The organism is Hoylesella buccalis ATCC 35310 (assembly GCF_000177075.1).
In the GTDB taxonomy this organism is placed as follows: Bacteria; Bacteroidota; Bacteroidia; order Bacteroidales; family Bacteroidaceae; genus Prevotella; species Prevotella buccalis.
Window position 1 is genome coordinate 41,225 of sequence record NZ_ADEG01000045.1, and the last position, 17,635, is coordinate 58,859.

Genomic DNA, 17,635 nt, shown 5'->3' on the forward strand with positions numbered 1-17,635 from the left:
GTCATTAAGTAGAATATTGTTAGTAGCTGTTTGGTATTATTATACAACTAAATGCTCAGCTCATATTTTCCCTCAAACGTGATGTATACTTTAATTACATAACTTGTTGTAGAGTCGGGTATTGGCAGGTATGCTTTAAAATTCACGCTCTGTGAGGAATGATGATCAAAAACAATGTCTGAAAGAATACATTGCGTGTAAAATTGTTGCGGGATGAATTTTTGAAAGTCTGCTTTTTTGAAATCTCGTGAGAATAATTTATTGGCACCATTGTAAACACTGATGTGTACAATGTTATCATAGTAAACGTTGCCCACCTCAACACCTTCGTCGGTATAAGAATTCTTGATGATTTTATACGTTGTAGGGTTTACCTGAACATAAAGGTGGTAACGCTGTTTACCGGCATTGATGACAGTATCGCGTTTGATTAAACTATTTTGGTTTAAAGCCACAGGTTGTTTGCGCATAAAGGAAAATTCATTCTCCGGATTGTCACTCTTGACCAAACGAACCACGTCACCATACTGGTTTTTGAATTCAAAAAGATGCTCCGTCTGGCGTACGATAGAATATTTGACGGCCGACGAGCTTTGTAAAATCAGTGAGTCTTGAACAATCTTAAAATAGACAGGGATGCTGGTTGAGTCAGGATAATAAATCGTATCCTCTTGAACTTTGAAAACAACATCTTCTTCGTCTTCATTCAACCAAATGCCTTGCAGGAGTTGCTTGGCCTTCATATCTTCTTGCGACAATGCGTTCTCGTCCTGTTTACTCTTATTCGCGCAACCAGCAGCAAAGAACATAAGGACGACTAGAATGACAGTTGTGGAGATAGATGTTTTCATCGCTACATAAAGACGTTTTTGTGTCAAAATCCTAATGCAGAATCAATCAAAAAGTTCAGCATCAGCTAAAGAGCACGCTTTTAAATCTTTTTCACTGGTCACTATCTTATCTTTGTCTATGGGCCAGCTGATATTAATCGTTTCATCATCCCAACGTATCCCTGCCTCTTGTGCTGGTGCATAGGGATTATCCACTTTATAAGTAAAGATGGCCTCGTCACTCAATACCAAAAAGCCATGAGCAAAGCCGCGGGGAATAAACAATTGACGCTTGTTATCTTCGCTCAACTCTACACTGACGTACTGGCTGAAAGTTGGTGACGACTTACGAAGATCAACTGCCACATCAAGCACACGGCCTTTGATAACCCTTACCAATTTAGCTTGCGAATACTCACCTTTCTGATAATGCAATCCACGTAAAACCCCAAAACTGGATTTCGATTCATTGTCTTGAATAAAATCAACCTGTCCAATCTGTTTCTGAAAATCAGCTTGCTTCCATGCTTCAAAAAAATAACCACGCGCATCCTCAAACACTTTTGGTTCGATGATCCATACTCCTTTTATTTTTGACTCTGTGTACTTCATTATTGACTCTTCTGAACGTAATCTACATAGCAAAGGTACCACAATTCAACAGAACTGCAAAGTTTTTGTTGCTTTTATTTGTCACCGTTGCAATTTTCACGTTTTTAGTTGCTCTATTCGTAAAAAAACAATAAATTTGCAAACGTGATTGAATTAGAAAAACATATCGAAACGCTGCTTTTGGACAATGACTGCGTCATCATTCCAAATTTTGGTGGGTTCATGGCTCATCCCGTTCATGCTCACTATGAAGAGCAGGATCAGCTGTACTATCCCCCACTCCGTACCATTGGGTTCAATCCACAACTTACCATCAACGATTCATTACTGGCGCAGTCGTATGTAGACGTATACGATATCAGCTACCCCGAGGCTCTTCGGCGGATTGAACGTGAGGTTATTGAAATCAAAGAGCATCTCTCAAACGAGGGACAGTTCCATTTGTCAGACATCGGCACGCTACATTATAATAATAGCGAGGGGATATTTACGTTCATACCATGTGAAGCCGGCATCCTGACCCCCACCCTATATGGGCTGAGTTCATTGGATATAGCCCCGATCTCAAGCGTCACTCCTACGCAACAAGCTACTCAAACAAGCTTTATTGAACAAGCTGAATCACAGCGCAATAAGACTGAACATGCAGATGCCTCAGACCCATCGAAAGAGCAGCTCATGCCCACAGAAGTGAAGCTACCTGACACTGATGATGACACGAGCAAAACCATCCAGGTAAAGGTCAGCGTCATCAGAAACCTGGTTGCAGCTTGTTTAGTAGCCGTGGCGTTCTTTTTGTTTCCGGCAACACTAAACCACCAGGGAAACAATGCCAAATTGTTTGGCAACATTGATACCAGCTTGCTGTATCATATCATGCCCAAAGACATTATCACGGGCTCTGTCGACTTGCCAAATGATGCACCTGAGAGAACCGAAGCAAAGCCCATTTTAAAAGAAACGAAAGCAACTGAACCTATTAAAAAAGAGGTAGAAGAGAAAATAACCGCCTATGTGATTGTTTTGGCCAGTAGGGTAACGCTAAGAAACGCAAACGCATTTGTAGAAAAGTTACATCAAGCTGGCTATACTCAGGCAAAAGTTTACACGAAGAATAAAAGCACAAGAGTAATCTACGGACAGTATGAAACCGAAAGGGCTGCATACAATGCCTTGAATAACCTTCAAAATCAAAAGGAATTTGCGGATGGTTGGGTTTTAAAACTATCCCCCATTTCCTCTCATTAATAACCTGTAACATTGAAAAGAGTTCGATGTCCCAAATGTGACAATTACATCACATTTGACGAGACAAAATATTCTAACGGTCAATCTTTAGTTTTCCAATGTCCTGAATGTAACAAGCAATTCAAGATTAAGATAGGATTATCCAAACTGAAAGAAAGACAAAAGGACATGAAATTCGATGAAAACGCTCATCAACAGGCCTACGGAGCTATTGTAGTTATTGAGAACGTTTTCCACTACAAACAAGTTCTACCCCTTCAGTTCGGTGTCAACCACATTGGACGTTACGTCAAAGGAAACGACATTGAGTGCCCTATCGAAACGACCGATCCAAGCGTTGACCTGACACACTGCAACATCACGGTGTCCAAAGACAAGCATGGCAAGCTGAAATACGAGCTCAGCGACGGCCCCAGCTATACCGGTACATTCGTAAACAACCAACTACTGGGCGACCGCGAACGCAGAATCATTCAAGAAGGGTCGCTGTTTACCATCGGGGCAACCAGCATTATTTTACGAACGTCTGACCAGGATGACGAATAAAAAGCGAGTCACGTGCCATATTTTTTCAATATTGTTAGACTTTCTTAGTCTGGAGTTTAATTCTCCGCTCCCTCATTGCTATCACAGAACAGACAGTTCTTTCTTCCAAGCGTGATAGGCCTAACGATACAACACAAAAGCGTTGCACTATAAAATGGATGAAGATGTTACATTCGCTATTCGTTATTTGTTCACAAACTCGTCAAATTGTTTGTTCACTTGAAGCATCCATTCGGGAAGTTTAGCGATTGCGTTATCAACCAATTCTTTTGGCATGGTCTTGTAAAAAGCGTATGCCATGGGGCCAGAAATGGCAGCCAAAGTGTCTGCATCACCGCCTAAGGCAATTGCCAACTTCAAACAGTCCGCATAATCTGTACTTTCTAAAAAACAGATAAGGGCAGCAGGGACAGTCTGTTGGCAGGTCTCATCAAAGTCATAGTTGGGTTTTATACCTTGATAGGTCAAGTCCGACCAATTTGGGTAGTATTTTTCAAGTACATGCTCTCTAATAAAATCTTTGTTTTGCCCTTGCATACCGTAGAATATAGCCAAAGCAGTTGCTACTGCTCCTTTAATTCCCTCGGGATGATTATGGGTAGGCATCGCTGTCTGTGTAGCCAGTTCTATACATTCTTTGACATCCTTAGCCATAAATCCAGCCGATGAAACCCTCATCGCACTACCATTGCCAAAGGAATTATACGGAGGTTGAATATCTTTTGCAATCAGCCATCTTGCAAATCGTCCGCCAAATCCACGATAAAAGTCTGCACGGCATCTCTTCCAAAGGTTTTCTGCCATATTCAGATTCTTTATAAATGCTTCCGCACATGCAAACGTGCAAACGGTATCATCAGTATAAGTATTCGATGAAAGTAGTAAATCGACCGCATTATAATTTTTTGTTCGATTTTCAAATTCGTACGGCATTCCTGCGATGTCGCCAATTGCTGCGCTTAATAGTAGATTCTTCATAGTTAATATTTTTTTTGTATAGCATTCAAAACCCTTGCCATCAATGGCTGAATTTCTCTTCAGAATCGAGAAATAATAATACTCTCTTTTGCAACACTTGTCATGTAAGGCTCACATGGTTAATTTCACGGAACAAACACATTCTCTTCCTCTCAATTGATAGTTATAGGTAAATGTATTGACAGAGTTGTAAATGGTATATCCATATTGTTGTTGGTTCAGAATGTTTCTGATGTCAAGAGAAACCTTGAGTGCTTTCTTTCGATAAGATAATCCCATATCCAATAGACTCATGGTCTTCGTCAAATCTTTCGTCAATTCATTCTTCACAATATCAGCAGAAGTGTCGAATGTGAAGCCATCGAATGGCATGATTTTCAAGGAAATCTTGTGCTGCTGACTTAGATAGCTGTTGCTCTGATACTCGGTAGAAAGATAAGTCTTAGCAAACATTCCATGATAATCTAACTCCACATACTTAAAAGGTTGTGAAGTAAGTTTTGGAGAGAGAATCCAACTTTTCCAGGTGTACTTCTGCTGAACATCATTCTGCAAAGTCGTTTGTCGCTTCCATTGATAAACAGCATTTAATGAAATTTTGGTCTTGATAGGCTCTATAAATTTTGTGATACCTACTTGCTCCATCAAACTTCTTCCTGTATTTGGGGCGTATATTTTCGACATGGTGACGAGCTTCGAGCTTGCGTTTTGGCTCAAAAGCAAGTTGTTCTTTTCCTGATTATAAAGAAAATCTACATTGAGAAACCACATTTTCAGTGGTATCTTATAGTCGTAATGTAGCGAGGCATCCCAACTTTTGTTGTCTGCCAATACACCAGAGCCAATCTTCAATGAGGTGTCATTGACTCTGACAGGTGCTTTCAAGAAGTCCAATATGTCGCCAAAGTTACGGGAATAGAACAGGTTGGTACGCAGCACAGAACGGGAGGTTACCTTATAGTTGCCATACACGCTTGGGCAAATGGAATAATACCAAGATCCAGACGATGATGCTGACATGTGGTCTCTATGAGCTATATAGTCTATGCGCATCGGTATTCCCAATCGAAAGACGTATTTGTACTGAGGATGCGAATACTCATATTGTGGTGCCAACGCCATTCTGAGGTTCTGCATACTCACATCGTTGCCTTCATCTGTGGGCTGCAAGTTCGTTTTCACCTTATCTATATAGTAGTTCAACAACAATGGCAAATAGATGCGAGAGTTGAGATGCTTCTTTGATACAGAGATGGTGTTCTCTGTTCTGAACGTTTGTCCATTGGCATTTTGCACTACACCACCAGCAGTTTCCTTGTCAAGCATTATCTTTCCCATAGGCGAACCTTGATATGACAATACAGATGTAACCGACCAACGCAAGTCCTTGTGATTCCACAAGGTAGAGAACTTGTTGTTCAAATCAAACGCTCGCATCTTCTGTTTCTGGTTAAAGAAAGATTCATTTTCTTTAGTTGGCAACTCAGATGTTAGAAAAGAACCAGTGCCAGACAACGTGTTGCTGAGATAAGTCTTATCCGAATTGTCCTTATATTCCAACAGAATGCTTGGGCGATGTACGGTTAATAGAGGTGAATACGCTTGAGCGATGATGATATGATGGTCTGCATCCGCATAACTTCTCGTCAAACTATAATCGTACTTACTTTTGACATAACTATACCCAATATTCCCTTTTAAGGTAACATCCTTTTGAATCTTTTTCAATAGGTTGAAAGATACCAACCTGTCTGTTGGTGAAGCATATCTGTCAACATCAATAGGAGGTGTGGAAGCAGAGAGATTCCCCAATAAATTAGATACCGTAGATGATGTTTCTCTATTGGCAAAGTGATTGGTTCCGTCTGTCAAAGCAAATTGATTGATGTTGCCAGCCTTTAGTGAAGCCAACATTTGGAAGTTTGACATGAAGAGCATTCCTGCACCATTCACTTCATACAAAGTATGCTTGCCTACACCAAGTGACACACTATAAGAACCAATTGGTTTGAACTTTGCCTTGTTGCTCATTTTTACATTGATTGCCACCTTGTCGGAAAAGACATCCTTTTTAGCTTTCACAGCTTGATGGTTGCTCAGCACTTGCACGGTGCTTACTAACGAAGCAGGAATGTTAGTGGTTGCTATGTTATAGCGTCCACCCAACAAATCCATGTTGTCAATGTAAAAGTTAGAAATCTCCTTGCCCAGATATTTGATGGAACCTTTGTCCTCAACTTCAATGCCTGGGAGTTTCTTCATGGCATCTTTCAAAGTATAGTCATTCTTTCCTATATACGAGGCTAAGTTGTAAGACAGGGTGTCACCTCGTTGGTAGATGGCAGGAGCTTTTACCACGACTTCTTTCAATGCAGTTATTTTCTCTTTCAGGATGAAGTCGCACTTCTGTGAGATATTCTTGATTTCTCTCTTGGCTTTCTCATATCCAATGGTTTCGGCTGTAATGATGAGCTGTTTGGCATCTGTCTTCAGCGTTAACTGATAAGTCCCCTTCTCGGATGTTCGTGCAAAGGCTAAAGTTGCTTTGTCAGCAGTAGCCTTTACGATGACACCTTCCAAAGCCAAGCCAGTGGTATCACGCACTATTCCTGTAACTACACTTTGGGAAAAAGAGGAGTTACAGAGGCATGTCAACAGCATCAAAATCGAGAATATTCGCCTATTCATCAATGTGCAAGGTTTACTTCAATTCGAGCGGAACATATCCATTTGGGCGAACTCTCACCACCACACCATTGATCAAGGTTTTATATTCGCCATTATCAAATTTCTGAACGCTCATCTCGCTGATGGCTTCCCCAGGGATGTTACCCATCGGATCTATCTCAAACTTGTTCTTCGCTTTAATAAATTGCTCTCTTGAAATATTGATGGGATTGGCGTATGGCTTCAAGTTCATCGGAGTGTTGGATTTACGGAATGTGATTGCCTTGAACTGATGTATGTTTTCTGCATCGTTAGCCGCCAATACCAATCCTGGCAAACCGCAAAGTTTCCAAGGTCCAAAGGACACTGGTATCTCAGAAGAATACCAAACCGTCCATGCTCTGCCACCATATTCTCCCACTGCCTTTTGACAAGTGTATCCACAGACAGTGTTAGTTTCCTCTGAAAGGTTCCAATTGATGGGTGTGGCACTCTCGGTATAACTGTAATAATTAGGTGTGATGACGCTATAAACCGTCAACTTACCTTTAGGTTCATTTTGGGAAACAGACTGGTCGAAGAGTATATCGTTTCTCGTTTCTTGTGCCTTGAACTTCTGGATGTCCGCTTCTGGAGCCTTGCAAGCTATGGCAGAGTCTACTTGAAAGGTGGTATAATCAGAAAACTTTGCTGTGTTTCTACCGATTTGGAGAATGGTAGAGGTTGCATCGATAGAACCTTTGGTATTCTTTACTTGATACTCGTAGATGCACTCGTATTCATCTACGGGAGAAGAACTTGCATTCTGTCCGAATGCTACAGATGTTAAGCTAACAGCAGCTGTCAGTAAGACTAACTTTTTCATATTCTATGTTTTTTATAGTTGTTACTCATGTAATTTCGCTTGGCTCATGGGACAAATCATCTATGTGGAAGAGTCTACTCTTGAAATAGATTGATACATCACGACCCACTTGGTCGAATTAATTCAACCAACACATATTTGAATATATGTCATCATTGCTGCTAAATTACAATAAATCTCGGAAAATCAGTAATACTCTACAGATTGTTTTATGAAATATCCAACACCTTAACAAGTTTTAAACTCCGCAAGATGATACGTCAACCCAAGGATCTTTCATTGAAACAAGGTTGTTCGGTGTAAAAAAAACACCATGTTCTTTTGTATGAACACGAATGTAACTACCATTTTCGACGCGATGTGAAAATAATGCTGGAGGACAATCAACGACACCCGCCTTGTTTGTTAACAAACCTTTCGTTTGTTAAACCGATTCATTTTCTTTGACAAAATAAAATTGAAAAATAGATAAAATTGGGAGTTATTTTAGGTATTCAAACCCTTAAACGCATCACCTTGTACCCTATTCACATGGAATTAATCAGCAATTAGCATGCTTTTACCGTCCAATTTGCATGCTTTAGCCGCCCAATCTCAATCCTATAAATGTTCTTTTTTACACAAAATAGAGCGTTTTATGCCCCAAACACATTGATTTTTGATTTCTCTTTGGGACTAAAAATCACATAAGATACTAACAATCAAACAGATAACAAAACTCTACCATGATTCGCTTATTTACAACACACGAACAAGTTGGTTGAAAAAACGTCCAGCATTTGTGTTAAAAAGACGTTGGCGACAGAAGACGTTTCACGGACGAATAATCCGTTTGATGAAAACAAAACGAAAAGCAACATTGTTACATGAAAAAGCCATGTGAGTACGTCAACCCACTCTTTTCTACCCCGAGAGGCGTATAATTCGGAAAAATTGCCTAAATTTGCATCATACTTCAAGCGTATAAAATGTTTCGTTTAAAAGTAAGAAGACCACCATCGACCTCAATTGTAGGACAACCATTCTTGGCTATGTCATACCCCAACTGGCATTAAACAAAATCATCAAAAGGAAAAATCAGATATGTTAGTAGATTATCAAAAAGTTCAAATATTTCAAGCAGACAATCACATCTTGCAAAACGTTGACTTCAAAGTAGACGAAGGAGAATTCATCTATATCATCGGGAAGGTAGGTTCTGGCAAGAGTTCACTGCTTAAAACCATGTATTGCGAATTGGATATCGAAGGCGATTCAGATACAAAAGCTGAAATCCTTGACAGAGACATCATAAAGGTAAAACGCAACGAAGTGCCTGCATTGAGAAAAGAAATGGGGATTATCTTTCAAGATTTCCAGCTTCTTCATGACCGGGATGTTTACAAAAACTTGTATTTTGTCTTGAAAGCCACGGGGTGGAAAGACAAGAACGAGATTAACCAGCGAATTGATGAAGTGCTCAATGATGTAGGTATGATTGAGAAAAAGCACAAGATGCCTTACGAACTCTCTGGCGGTGAGCAGCAACGTATAGCCATTGCGAGAGCTTTGTTGAACAAGCCGAAGATCATCATCGCCGACGAGCCTACCGGTAATTTGGATCCCGAAACGGCAAGTCACATCGTAAAGTTACTGAAAGACATCACTCAAACGGGAACAGCGGTGGTGATGTCCACGCACAACATCCCCATGTTAGACAAATTTCCGGGTATTGTATATCGTTGCAAAAATGGACACATCGAAGACATTACGAACGAATACAACAAAATAGACTTGCAAGAAGAAGCCGAAAGCGACTCCCAATCATGTCCATCGGTTGAGTGATAGACAATTCTTTTACGAAGCAATGTAAATATAATAAAAGATGAAGGTGATGAAATTTGGGGGAACCTCTGTAGGTTCTCCAGAACGAATGAAGAATGTAGCTTCACTCGTAACACGGTCGGGTGAGCAGACATTTGTTGTCCTGTCGGCCATGTCCGGCACTACCAACACACTGATAGAGATAGCCGATTATCTCTACAAGAAGAATCCGGAAGGTGCCAATGAGGTAATCAACACATTGGAAGAGAAATACATGCAGCACGTAGACGAGTTGTATGCGACGGATGAATACAAGACGAAAACCCGCCAGTTCCTGGTAAGCGAATTCGAATATCTTCGTTCGTTTACCAAAGATCTTTTTACATCGTTCGAAGAGAAGTGCATTGTAGCGCAAGGCGAAATCATGAGTACCAACATGGTGGTAAACTATTTGCAGGAACAGGGTGTTCATGCAGTTCTTCTATCGGCTTTGGATTTTATGCGAACAGACAAAAATGCAGAGCCAGACCCACCCTACATCAAGGAAAAACTCTCCGCCATCATGGCTGACAATGAGGGCTACCAAATTTATATTACTCAAGGCTTTATCTGCCGAAATGCTTATGGTGAGGTAGACAACCTACTGCGGGGCGGTTCCGACTATACGGCTTCTCTGATTGGAGCTGCACTCAACGCTGAAGAAATTGTCATCTGGACCGATATTGACGGCATGCATAATAACGACCCACGTATCGTCGACAAGACCGATGCCGTGCAACAACTCAACTTTGAAGAAGCCGCCGAACTGGCTTACTTTGGGGCCAAAATCCTCCATCCTACTTGCATACAGCCTGCCAAATACGCAGGCATTCCCGTTCGATTGAAGAACACAATGGAACCCGATGCATACGGCACGATCATTGACAACGTGATCGTTCGCGGAAAAATCAAAGCCGTTGCGGCCAAAGACAACATCGTTGCCATCAAAATCAAATCGTCCAGGATGTTGCTTGCGACTGGGTTCCTGAGAAAAGTGTTTGAGATTTTTGAAAGCTACCAAACGCCCATTGACATGATTGCGACCAGCGAGGTGGGATTGTCCATAAGCATTGACAACGCCACGCATTTGGATGAAATCGTTGATGAATTGAAAAAATACGGTACCGTGACCGTTGACACCGACATGTGCATCATCTGCGTGGTTGGTGATTTAGACTGGAGCAATGTTGGATTCGAAACACTTGCCTTGGATGCCATGAAGGATATTCCGGTTCGCATGATTTCCTATGGTGGCAGCAATTATAACATTTCTTTCTTGGTAAGGGAAGCTGACAAGAAGCGAGCATTGCAAAGCCTGAGTAACCTGCTGTTTGAAACAACCTGCGCGAATGGTAATTGACGGGAAGCTATGCATCAGTTAGTTTCATTAGACAAACTTAGCACCAAGCAAACGCCGTTCTATTACTATGACACGGCCTTGCTGAAAGAAACGCTCCAAGCCATCAAGACTGAAATTGAGCAGTATGAACGTTTCCAAGTTCATTATGCCGTCAAGGCAAATGCCAACGCAAAGCTGCTCAACATCATCAGTCAGGCTGGATTAGAGGCTGATTGCGTGAGTGGCGGAGAGATATTGGCTGCGATTGATGCAGGCTTCTCACCCAACAAGATAGTTTATGCTGGTGTTGGCAAAAGTGACTGGGAAATCGCTTTGGGCATTGACCAAGAGATTCTTTGCTTCAACGTTGAGAGCATTGCCGAGCTTGAGGTCATCAATGAGATTGCTGAAAAGAAAGGTAAAATAGCACGCATTGCTTTGCGAATCAACCCAGACGTGGAAGCTCATACCCATGCGAACATCACGACAGGACTGGCCGAAAACAAGTTTGGCATTGCCCTGTGCGAGATGAAAACCGCCCTCGAGGCGTGTTTGCGGATGAAGAATGTAAGGTTTACCGGCCTACATTTTCATATCGGTTCACAAATTCTTGACATGCGTGACTTTGTTTCTTTGTGCGATCGAATCAATCAATTGCAGGAAGAACTGCATCAACATCATGTTCATGTTGAAAGCATTAACGTTGGCGGAGGATTGGGTGTGAACTACGAACATCCTGACCAGCAACCCATTCCTGATTTCAAAGCATATTTTCAGACATACGCCCAACACTTGAAGTTGTACCCACATCAAACGCTACACTTCGAACTTGGACGCTCTATCGTCGCACAATGTGGAAGTTTAATCACCAAAGTGCTGTACGTCAAACAAGGTGTACGCAAAAAGTTTTGTATCGTTGACGCCGGTATGACCGATTTCATCAGACCCGCTCTGTATCAATCGCGGCATCAAATAGAGAATCTTTCCAGCAATGACGCTCATGAAACCTATGACGTGGTGGGACCAATATGTGAGTCGAGTGACGTGTTTGCCAAAGCCATTGATTTGAACCAATGTCATCGCTGCGACCTGTTGGCCATCCGGTCTGCCGGTGCTTACGGCGAAGTGATGGCCAGCCAATACAATTGTAGGAAACTACCCAAAGGTTATTTAACAGAGGATTTATAATATTGTAGAATCATTCGTGTCTATGTTTTTTGACCAGTTGACCATCATATTAAGCTCTATCACGCTGCTGCTTGCAGTGGCTGCTCCTTTTTGTTCTCCCTTCTACCGGTTTAGGAAAATCGTGAAGAGGTTTCAATCCTCTGACTTCGAGGAGAAAGAATCTGCCGCTTTGGACAGCTTTCAAGAAGAGAACTCTGCCCAAGAACCATCAAAAGCTTGCTCAATTCCTGCGAAAACATCAGTCCCCATCACCGTACTGCTGACCGTACACGACCAAGCCAAGGAGCTGGAGATGCACCTATCTTCATTTCTTTCACAAGAGTTTGACAACGATTTTCAGGTCGTTGTCGTAGCCGAGCAAGGTGACAGCGAGACAGAAGACGTATTGAAGCGGTATGAAAACGATTCACATCTTTACGCAACTTTCATCCCTTCATCCTCACGCTACATGAGTAAAAAGAAGTTGGCAGTTACCCTTGGAGTAAAGGCGGCAAAGTATGAATGGATCATCATGACCGATGCCGGTTGTACACCCGCATCTCCTTACTGGCTGCAATGCATGTCGAAGGCTTGCAATGAGAACAACAAACTGGTGCTGGGGTATAGCAATTACATGACGGAAACAGCTGACTTTCGCCGACTTGAGCAGCTGTATACAGAACTATACCTTATGAGGAAAGCTGAGAACGCTACTGCCTATCGCACCAATTCTGCCAATTTGGCGTTTCGAAAAAGTATGTTTCTACAAGGAGAAGGCTATCGGGGCAACCTTCACCTGCTACGCGGTGAATACGATTTCATCGTCAACAAGTATGCAGACGAAGGCTCATCCGCACTCATGATGGAGCAAGATGCCTGGATTATAGAAGACGAACCACTGCAAAAGAAATGGCTCAACAAGCATCTTTTCTATCAAGAAACACGCAAATACCTCAACCGTTCAACGCCCATGCGCATGCTGTTCAATCTGGATACGATACTCTTGCATACTTCCTACCTATTCATCTTGGCCATGATGGTGTATGGTGGTGTACTCATGAATTACACGTTACTGCTGACAGCCGTGGTTTCTTTGCTCCTTACAATCATCCTGCGTGTACGATTCGCCAAGAGAACGCTTACATATTTCTTGGAAGATATCGCACTTTGGAAGGTCATACCCTTTGAAATCAGCATGATGTGGAGAAATCTATCTTACCGTTTGAGATACGCCAGAGCAGACAAAAACGATTTCACCAGCCATAAACTATAGTGATGAGAGTAGAACTATACATGTCCAAGAAGACAGCTGGCAGTCCCGACTATCAAGTTCATCTGTCGATGCTTCAACAGTATCTTCAAAGATACAACGAGATAGAACTGTCTCATGAGTTCCCCGACATCGTGCATGTTTTCGGAGCTTGGGATGCTTCGGCTCATAAGAAATTGGAACAATGTCACAGATTATTAATTCCAACAGTCTTCTCTTCCTTGGGACAACTGGCTCCGTGGCATTTCCCCAAACACCCCACTCCCGCCCAAGTTTTGCAGACATCTGCCCAGAAAAAAGCAACACAACAGGCTTCGGCCCTCATCGTTTGGGGAGAACTTGAAAAGCAAGAAATGGAAAAGAGGAAATGGAATGAACAGCTCCACGTCATACCCAATGCCGTGACTACCTCCTTGATCTCGCCCGAAGAGATGGCTCATGAAACGATGAAGCTGTATCATGAAATCTTCGAGGCACACGATCGGCTGACACACCAACGCATCCAGGAGAAATTAAACATCTTTCCCAATGACAACAGTCCTGAAAAAGAGGTGTGCCATGCTCTTCTCTATCTGCGTTATCAATATCACCGTCGCAACATCAAGAAACAATCGTTACAAGAACTGAACGATACACTGAACAGCTTGGAATACGATGAAGACGTACTCAACAACATGCTGGAGCAACAGAATGAAGCACAATTTGCGGCTCGTATCATGCAGGTTTTGAGTGAAGATTACCAACTTACCGAAGGCTTCATGCCGTTAGATCCACTGAATGACAAACAAACTCAAAGAATTAAAGAGGCCATCAACCCAACAAGCAATATATAATGAACGAAAGATAAAAACAGATGATGAATATGAAACATGAGGAAATTGAACAAGATTTGCGATACTTAGATTTGTTATCATTATCGTTTCCAACCATTGCTGAAGCAAGTACAGAGATCATCAACCTGCAAGCCATTCTCCATCTTCCCAAGGGAACAGAGCATTTCATGGCAGACATTCATGGAGAAGACGAAGCTTTTCAACATGTATTGAAGAATGCGTCAGGCAACATCAAGCGCAAGGTGAACGAGCTTTTCGGCAACTCACTTCGTGAAAGCGAGAAATGCGAGCTGTGCACACTTATCTATTATCCCGAGCAAAAGCTCGAATTGGTGAAAGCTACAGAGAAGGATATTTACGACTGGTACCACATTACACTTTATCAATTGGTGAAGGTATGCAGGGATGTTTCGAGCAAATACACGCGCTCCAAGGTTCGCAAAGCGCTGCCGAAGGAGTTCAGTTACATCATACAAGAGCTGCTGCACGAGGATTCACAAGAGGATGACAAGATTGCTTATTATAAAGTCATCATTGAAACCATCATCTCTACCGGCAGGGCTGACGATTTCATTATCGCCTTGGCCAATGTCATTCAGCGACTGGTCATTGACCAACTGCACATCCTTGGCGACATCTACGACCGAGGACCCGGTGCACACATCATCCTTGACTTCATGGAAAAGTATCACAATTGGGACATTCAATGGGGAAACCACGACATTATCTGGATGGGAGCCAGCGCCGGAAACAATGCTTGTATCTGCAGCGTCATCCGTCTTTCGCTACGGTATGCCAACCTCGTTACACTGGAAGAAGGCTACGGCATCAACCTCGTTCCCTTGGCAACCTTTGCCATGGAGACCTATGGCGATGATCCATGCGAGGAATTCTACCCTCGTCTCACGGGTGGATCGAAAGAGATGGACGAGAAGACGCTCCGCCTCACAGCGCTGATGCACAAGGCCATTGCCATTATTCAATTCAAGGAAGAGGGCAAACTGTTTGAGAAACATCCGGAATGGAAGATGCAAAACCGTGCACTGTTCAACAATATTGATTATGAAAAAGGAACCATTCTGCTGGATGGAAAAGAATATCCGCTGCATGGAAACAACTTTCCTACCGTTGATCCAAAGCATCCAAATGAGTTGACTCCCGAGGAACAGGACTTGATGAACCGGCTGAACCATTCTTTCATGGTGAGTGAAAAACTGCACAAACACATCAAACTCTTGCTGCAACATGGCTGTATGTATGGCGTCTACAATGGCAACCTGCTCTTCCATGCATCCATTCCCTTGAACGAAGATGGTTCTTTGAAGGAGGTAGAAATATATCCAGGTAAGAAATACGCTGGTAAAGAACTGATGCACAATACGGGTATGATGATTCGTGCGGCATTTCAGAACGACACATGTAAAGAAGAACGTGAATACGCCATCGACTACTTTACTTACCTGTGGTGCGGACCTGACAGTCCTTTGTTTAACAAATCGAAGATGTCTACCTTCGAACGATACTTCATTACCGACAAAGAGACGCACCATGAAGAGAAGGGTAACTACTTTAAATTGCGCGACCAAGAAACAACCGCCGACCGCATCTTGGATGCTTTCGGCGTGACGGGCGAGAACAGACACATCATCAACGGGCATGTCCCGGTGCATGTTACGAAGGGAGAAAACCCCATCAAGGCGAACGGTAAGTTGATTGTCATCGACGGAGGATTCTCACAAGCCTATCACAAGGAAACGGGTATTGCTGGCTATACGCTGGTTTATCACAGCCGTGGCCTGCAACTTGTTCAGCACGAACCTTTCACCAGCACTAACGATGCCATCTTGCAGGGTACCGACATCGTAAGCACCACGCAGATTGTGGAGATGAGCAGCCACCGTATGCTGGTTTCCGACACGGACAAAGGTGCTGAGATTAAGCAACAAATCAAGGACCTCGAAGCACTACTGTACGCCTACCGACACGGTTTCTTGAAAGAAAGAGACCGTCAGATACGAAAATAAAATGACTCTAAACTCGTAAAAACGCTCAACAATGTTATTGAGCGTTTTTACGTAAAGAAAGGGAAATCGAGAAGAAAGCTATCTGACTAGTATAATTCAGAACATCTGCCTGTCTTCTACTACACGGTTTGTGGAATGTACTCCTCGCCCCGCAAAAATATCCTGTCGATTATAGGTGTGGTGTAAGCGTAAGGAATAAAGTCAACCGACGGAATGGGCTTTGTGATGTAAAAATTGGCAACCTTTCCTTTCGTGATTGAACCGTAATCCTTGCTCAATCCCATGGCATACGCACTGTTCATAGTACCAGCATTGATGGCTTCGGCTGGCAAGAGACGCATCTTGATGCACGCCAAAGAAATGACAAACTTCATGTCTCCCGATGGTGTCGACCCCGGATTGTAGTCGCTTGCCACCGCCAAAGGCAACCCCTCGTCAATGACTTTGCGCCCCAACGCAAACGGCATGTTCAGGAAGAACGATGTACCGGGAAGGGCGGTAGGCATGGTTTCGCTGCCACGTAGTGTCTCTATCGTTTCTGCGGTCATACTCTCGAGATGGTCTACCGATAGGGCATTGTGTCTAACTCCTACCTCTACCCCACCAGAGGACGCCAATTCGTCGGCATGTATCTTGCCTCGCATGCCATATTTTGTCCCAGCTTCAAGAATACGTGCGGTTTCTTCGGGCGTAAAGAAGCCCGTATCGCAGAACACATCAATGTATTCTGCCAAGTTTTCTTTGGCTACAGCAGGAATCATCTCACGGATCACCAAGTCGACATATTCACTTTGTCTGCCTGCATATTCGCGCGAAACGGCATGTGCACCCAAGAAAGTGGCAACCACCTTGAGCGGTGTCGTCTCTTTGATGCGCTTGATGACGCGCAACATCTTCAGTTCGTCAGCGGTGTTCAAACCGTATCCACTCTTGATTTCTATGCACCCCGTTCCCTTTCGGATGACTTCGTCTACACGACGCATTGCCTGTTGGTACAGTTCGTCTTCGGACATGTCGTGCAACTTGTCGGCAGAATTGAGGATGCCACCGCCGCGTTTGGCGATTTCGGCATAGCTCAAGCCACGTATCTTGTCCACAAACTCCTGCTCACGACTCCCTGCAAAGACAATGTGGGTGTGCGAATCGCACCAAGAGGGCAGCACACTTCCGCCTTTGGCATCTATCTGCTGTACATCAGAAGGAAGGCTGCATTTCGCTAAATCGCTCATGGCACCATACGAATGGATGCGCCCGTCCTCGACATAGAGAAAGGCATTCGCTATCGTTTCAAGTCGAGCCATCTCCTTTCCCTCCAGTCGTAGCTTGTCCGTGGGTTGGATACCTGCCAGAAAAGCGATGTTGGTTACTAAAAGTTTCATATCATGTAACAAAATGAAAATCCCACTCCTCCTGT

The 17,635-nt window shown here is 43.1% G+C and carries 14 protein-coding genes; 8 read left to right on the top strand and 6 right to left on the bottom strand.

Annotation, left to right across the window (positions count from 1 at the left end; translation table 11 throughout):
- Positions 1 to 47: 47 nt before the first annotated feature.
- Positions 48 to 851 carry a DUF4738 domain-containing protein gene (locus HMPREF0650_RS04940; protein WP_050774841.1) on the bottom strand — a complete coding sequence of 268 codons (804 nt, stop codon included), beginning with the start codon at positions 849 to 851 and terminating at the stop codon, positions 48 to 50.
- A 42-nt stretch (positions 852 to 893) separates the two neighbouring features.
- On the bottom strand, positions 894 to 1,442 hold the full coding sequence (rfbC, locus tag HMPREF0650_RS04945; protein WP_004348823.1) for a dTDP-4-dehydrorhamnose 3,5-epimerase: 549 nt from the start codon (positions 1,440 to 1,442) through the stop codon (positions 894 to 896).
- A 144-nt stretch (positions 1,443 to 1,586) separates the two neighbouring features.
- Here rfbC and HMPREF0650_RS04950 point away from each other — a divergent pair, with 144 nt between their 5' ends.
- Together HMPREF0650_RS04950 and HMPREF0650_RS04955 are read left to right on the top strand one after the other, a co-directional pair.
- The gene (locus HMPREF0650_RS04950; protein WP_004348824.1) at positions 1,587 to 2,690 is read left to right on the top strand and encodes an HU domain-containing protein; all 1,104 of its coding nucleotides are present in this window, start codon (positions 1,587 to 1,589) and stop codon (positions 2,688 to 2,690) included.
- A 12-nt stretch (positions 2,691 to 2,702) separates the two neighbouring features.
- Positions 2,703 to 3,236, top strand: coding sequence for an FHA domain-containing protein (locus tag HMPREF0650_RS04955; protein ID WP_004348826.1), 534 nt, complete (start codon positions 2,703 to 2,705; stop codon positions 3,234 to 3,236).
- 183 nt (positions 3,237 to 3,419) lie between these two features.
- Here HMPREF0650_RS04955 and HMPREF0650_RS04960 read toward each other — a convergent pair whose 3' ends face one another.
- From HMPREF0650_RS04960 to HMPREF0650_RS04970, 3 genes are all read right to left on the bottom strand, one after another.
- A complete protein-coding gene (locus HMPREF0650_RS04960; protein WP_004348830.1) occupies positions 3,420 to 4,214 on the bottom strand; it encodes an ADP-ribosylglycohydrolase family protein in 795 nt (264 codons plus the stop codon).
- Between the two features lie 111 nt (positions 4,215 to 4,325).
- A complete protein-coding gene (locus HMPREF0650_RS04965; RefSeq protein WP_245543460.1) occupies positions 4,326 to 6,902 on the bottom strand; it encodes a peptidase associated/transthyretin-like domain-containing protein in 2,577 nt (858 codons plus the stop codon).
- Positions 6,903 to 6,915: 13 nt separating this feature from the next.
- Positions 6,916 to 7,746, bottom strand: coding sequence for a GLPGLI family protein (locus HMPREF0650_RS04970; RefSeq protein ID WP_004348835.1), 831 nt, complete (start codon positions 7,744 to 7,746; stop codon positions 6,916 to 6,918).
- 1,083 nt (positions 7,747 to 8,829) lie between these two features.
- Here HMPREF0650_RS04970 and HMPREF0650_RS04975 point away from each other — a divergent pair.
- From HMPREF0650_RS04975 to HMPREF0650_RS05000, 6 genes are all read left to right on the top strand, one after another.
- Positions 8,830 to 9,570, top strand: a complete 741-nt coding sequence (locus HMPREF0650_RS04975; protein WP_004348838.1) for a cell division ATP-binding protein FtsE — start codon at positions 8,830 to 8,832, stop codon at positions 9,568 to 9,570.
- Positions 9,571 to 9,610: 40 nt separating this feature from the next.
- Positions 9,611 to 10,948: an aspartate kinase gene (locus HMPREF0650_RS04980; protein ID WP_004348840.1), complete on the top strand. Its 1,338-nt coding sequence runs from the start codon at positions 9,611 to 9,613 to the stop codon at positions 10,946 to 10,948.
- 9 nt (positions 10,949 to 10,957) lie between these two features.
- Entirely contained in the window at positions 10,958 to 12,115 is a 1,158-nt protein-coding gene (gene lysA, locus HMPREF0650_RS04985) for a diaminopimelate decarboxylase (RefSeq protein WP_004348841.1), read from the top strand.
- A gap of 121 nt (positions 12,116 to 12,236) precedes the next feature.
- Positions 12,237 to 13,367, top strand: coding sequence for a glycosyltransferase (locus HMPREF0650_RS04990; RefSeq protein WP_162013122.1), 1,131 nt, complete (start codon positions 12,237 to 12,239; stop codon positions 13,365 to 13,367).
- A gap of 2 nt (positions 13,368 to 13,369) precedes the next feature.
- Complete coding sequence (locus tag HMPREF0650_RS04995; protein ID WP_004348844.1) at positions 13,370 to 14,197, top strand: glycosyltransferase; 828 nt, start codon at positions 13,370 to 13,372, stop codon at positions 14,195 to 14,197.
- A gap of 29 nt (positions 14,198 to 14,226) precedes the next feature.
- Entirely contained in the window at positions 14,227 to 16,221 is a 1,995-nt protein-coding gene (locus HMPREF0650_RS05000; RefSeq protein WP_040562544.1) for a fructose-bisphosphatase class III, read from the top strand.
- Between the two features lie 119 nt (positions 16,222 to 16,340).
- Here the strand turns inward: HMPREF0650_RS05000 and hutI are convergent, their stop codons facing one another.
- Positions 16,341 to 17,600 carry an imidazolonepropionase gene (hutI, locus tag HMPREF0650_RS05005; RefSeq protein ID WP_004348847.1) on the bottom strand — a complete coding sequence of 420 codons (1,260 nt, stop codon included), beginning with the start codon at positions 17,598 to 17,600 and terminating at the stop codon, positions 16,341 to 16,343.
- Positions 17,601 to 17,635 lie beyond the last annotated feature (35 nt).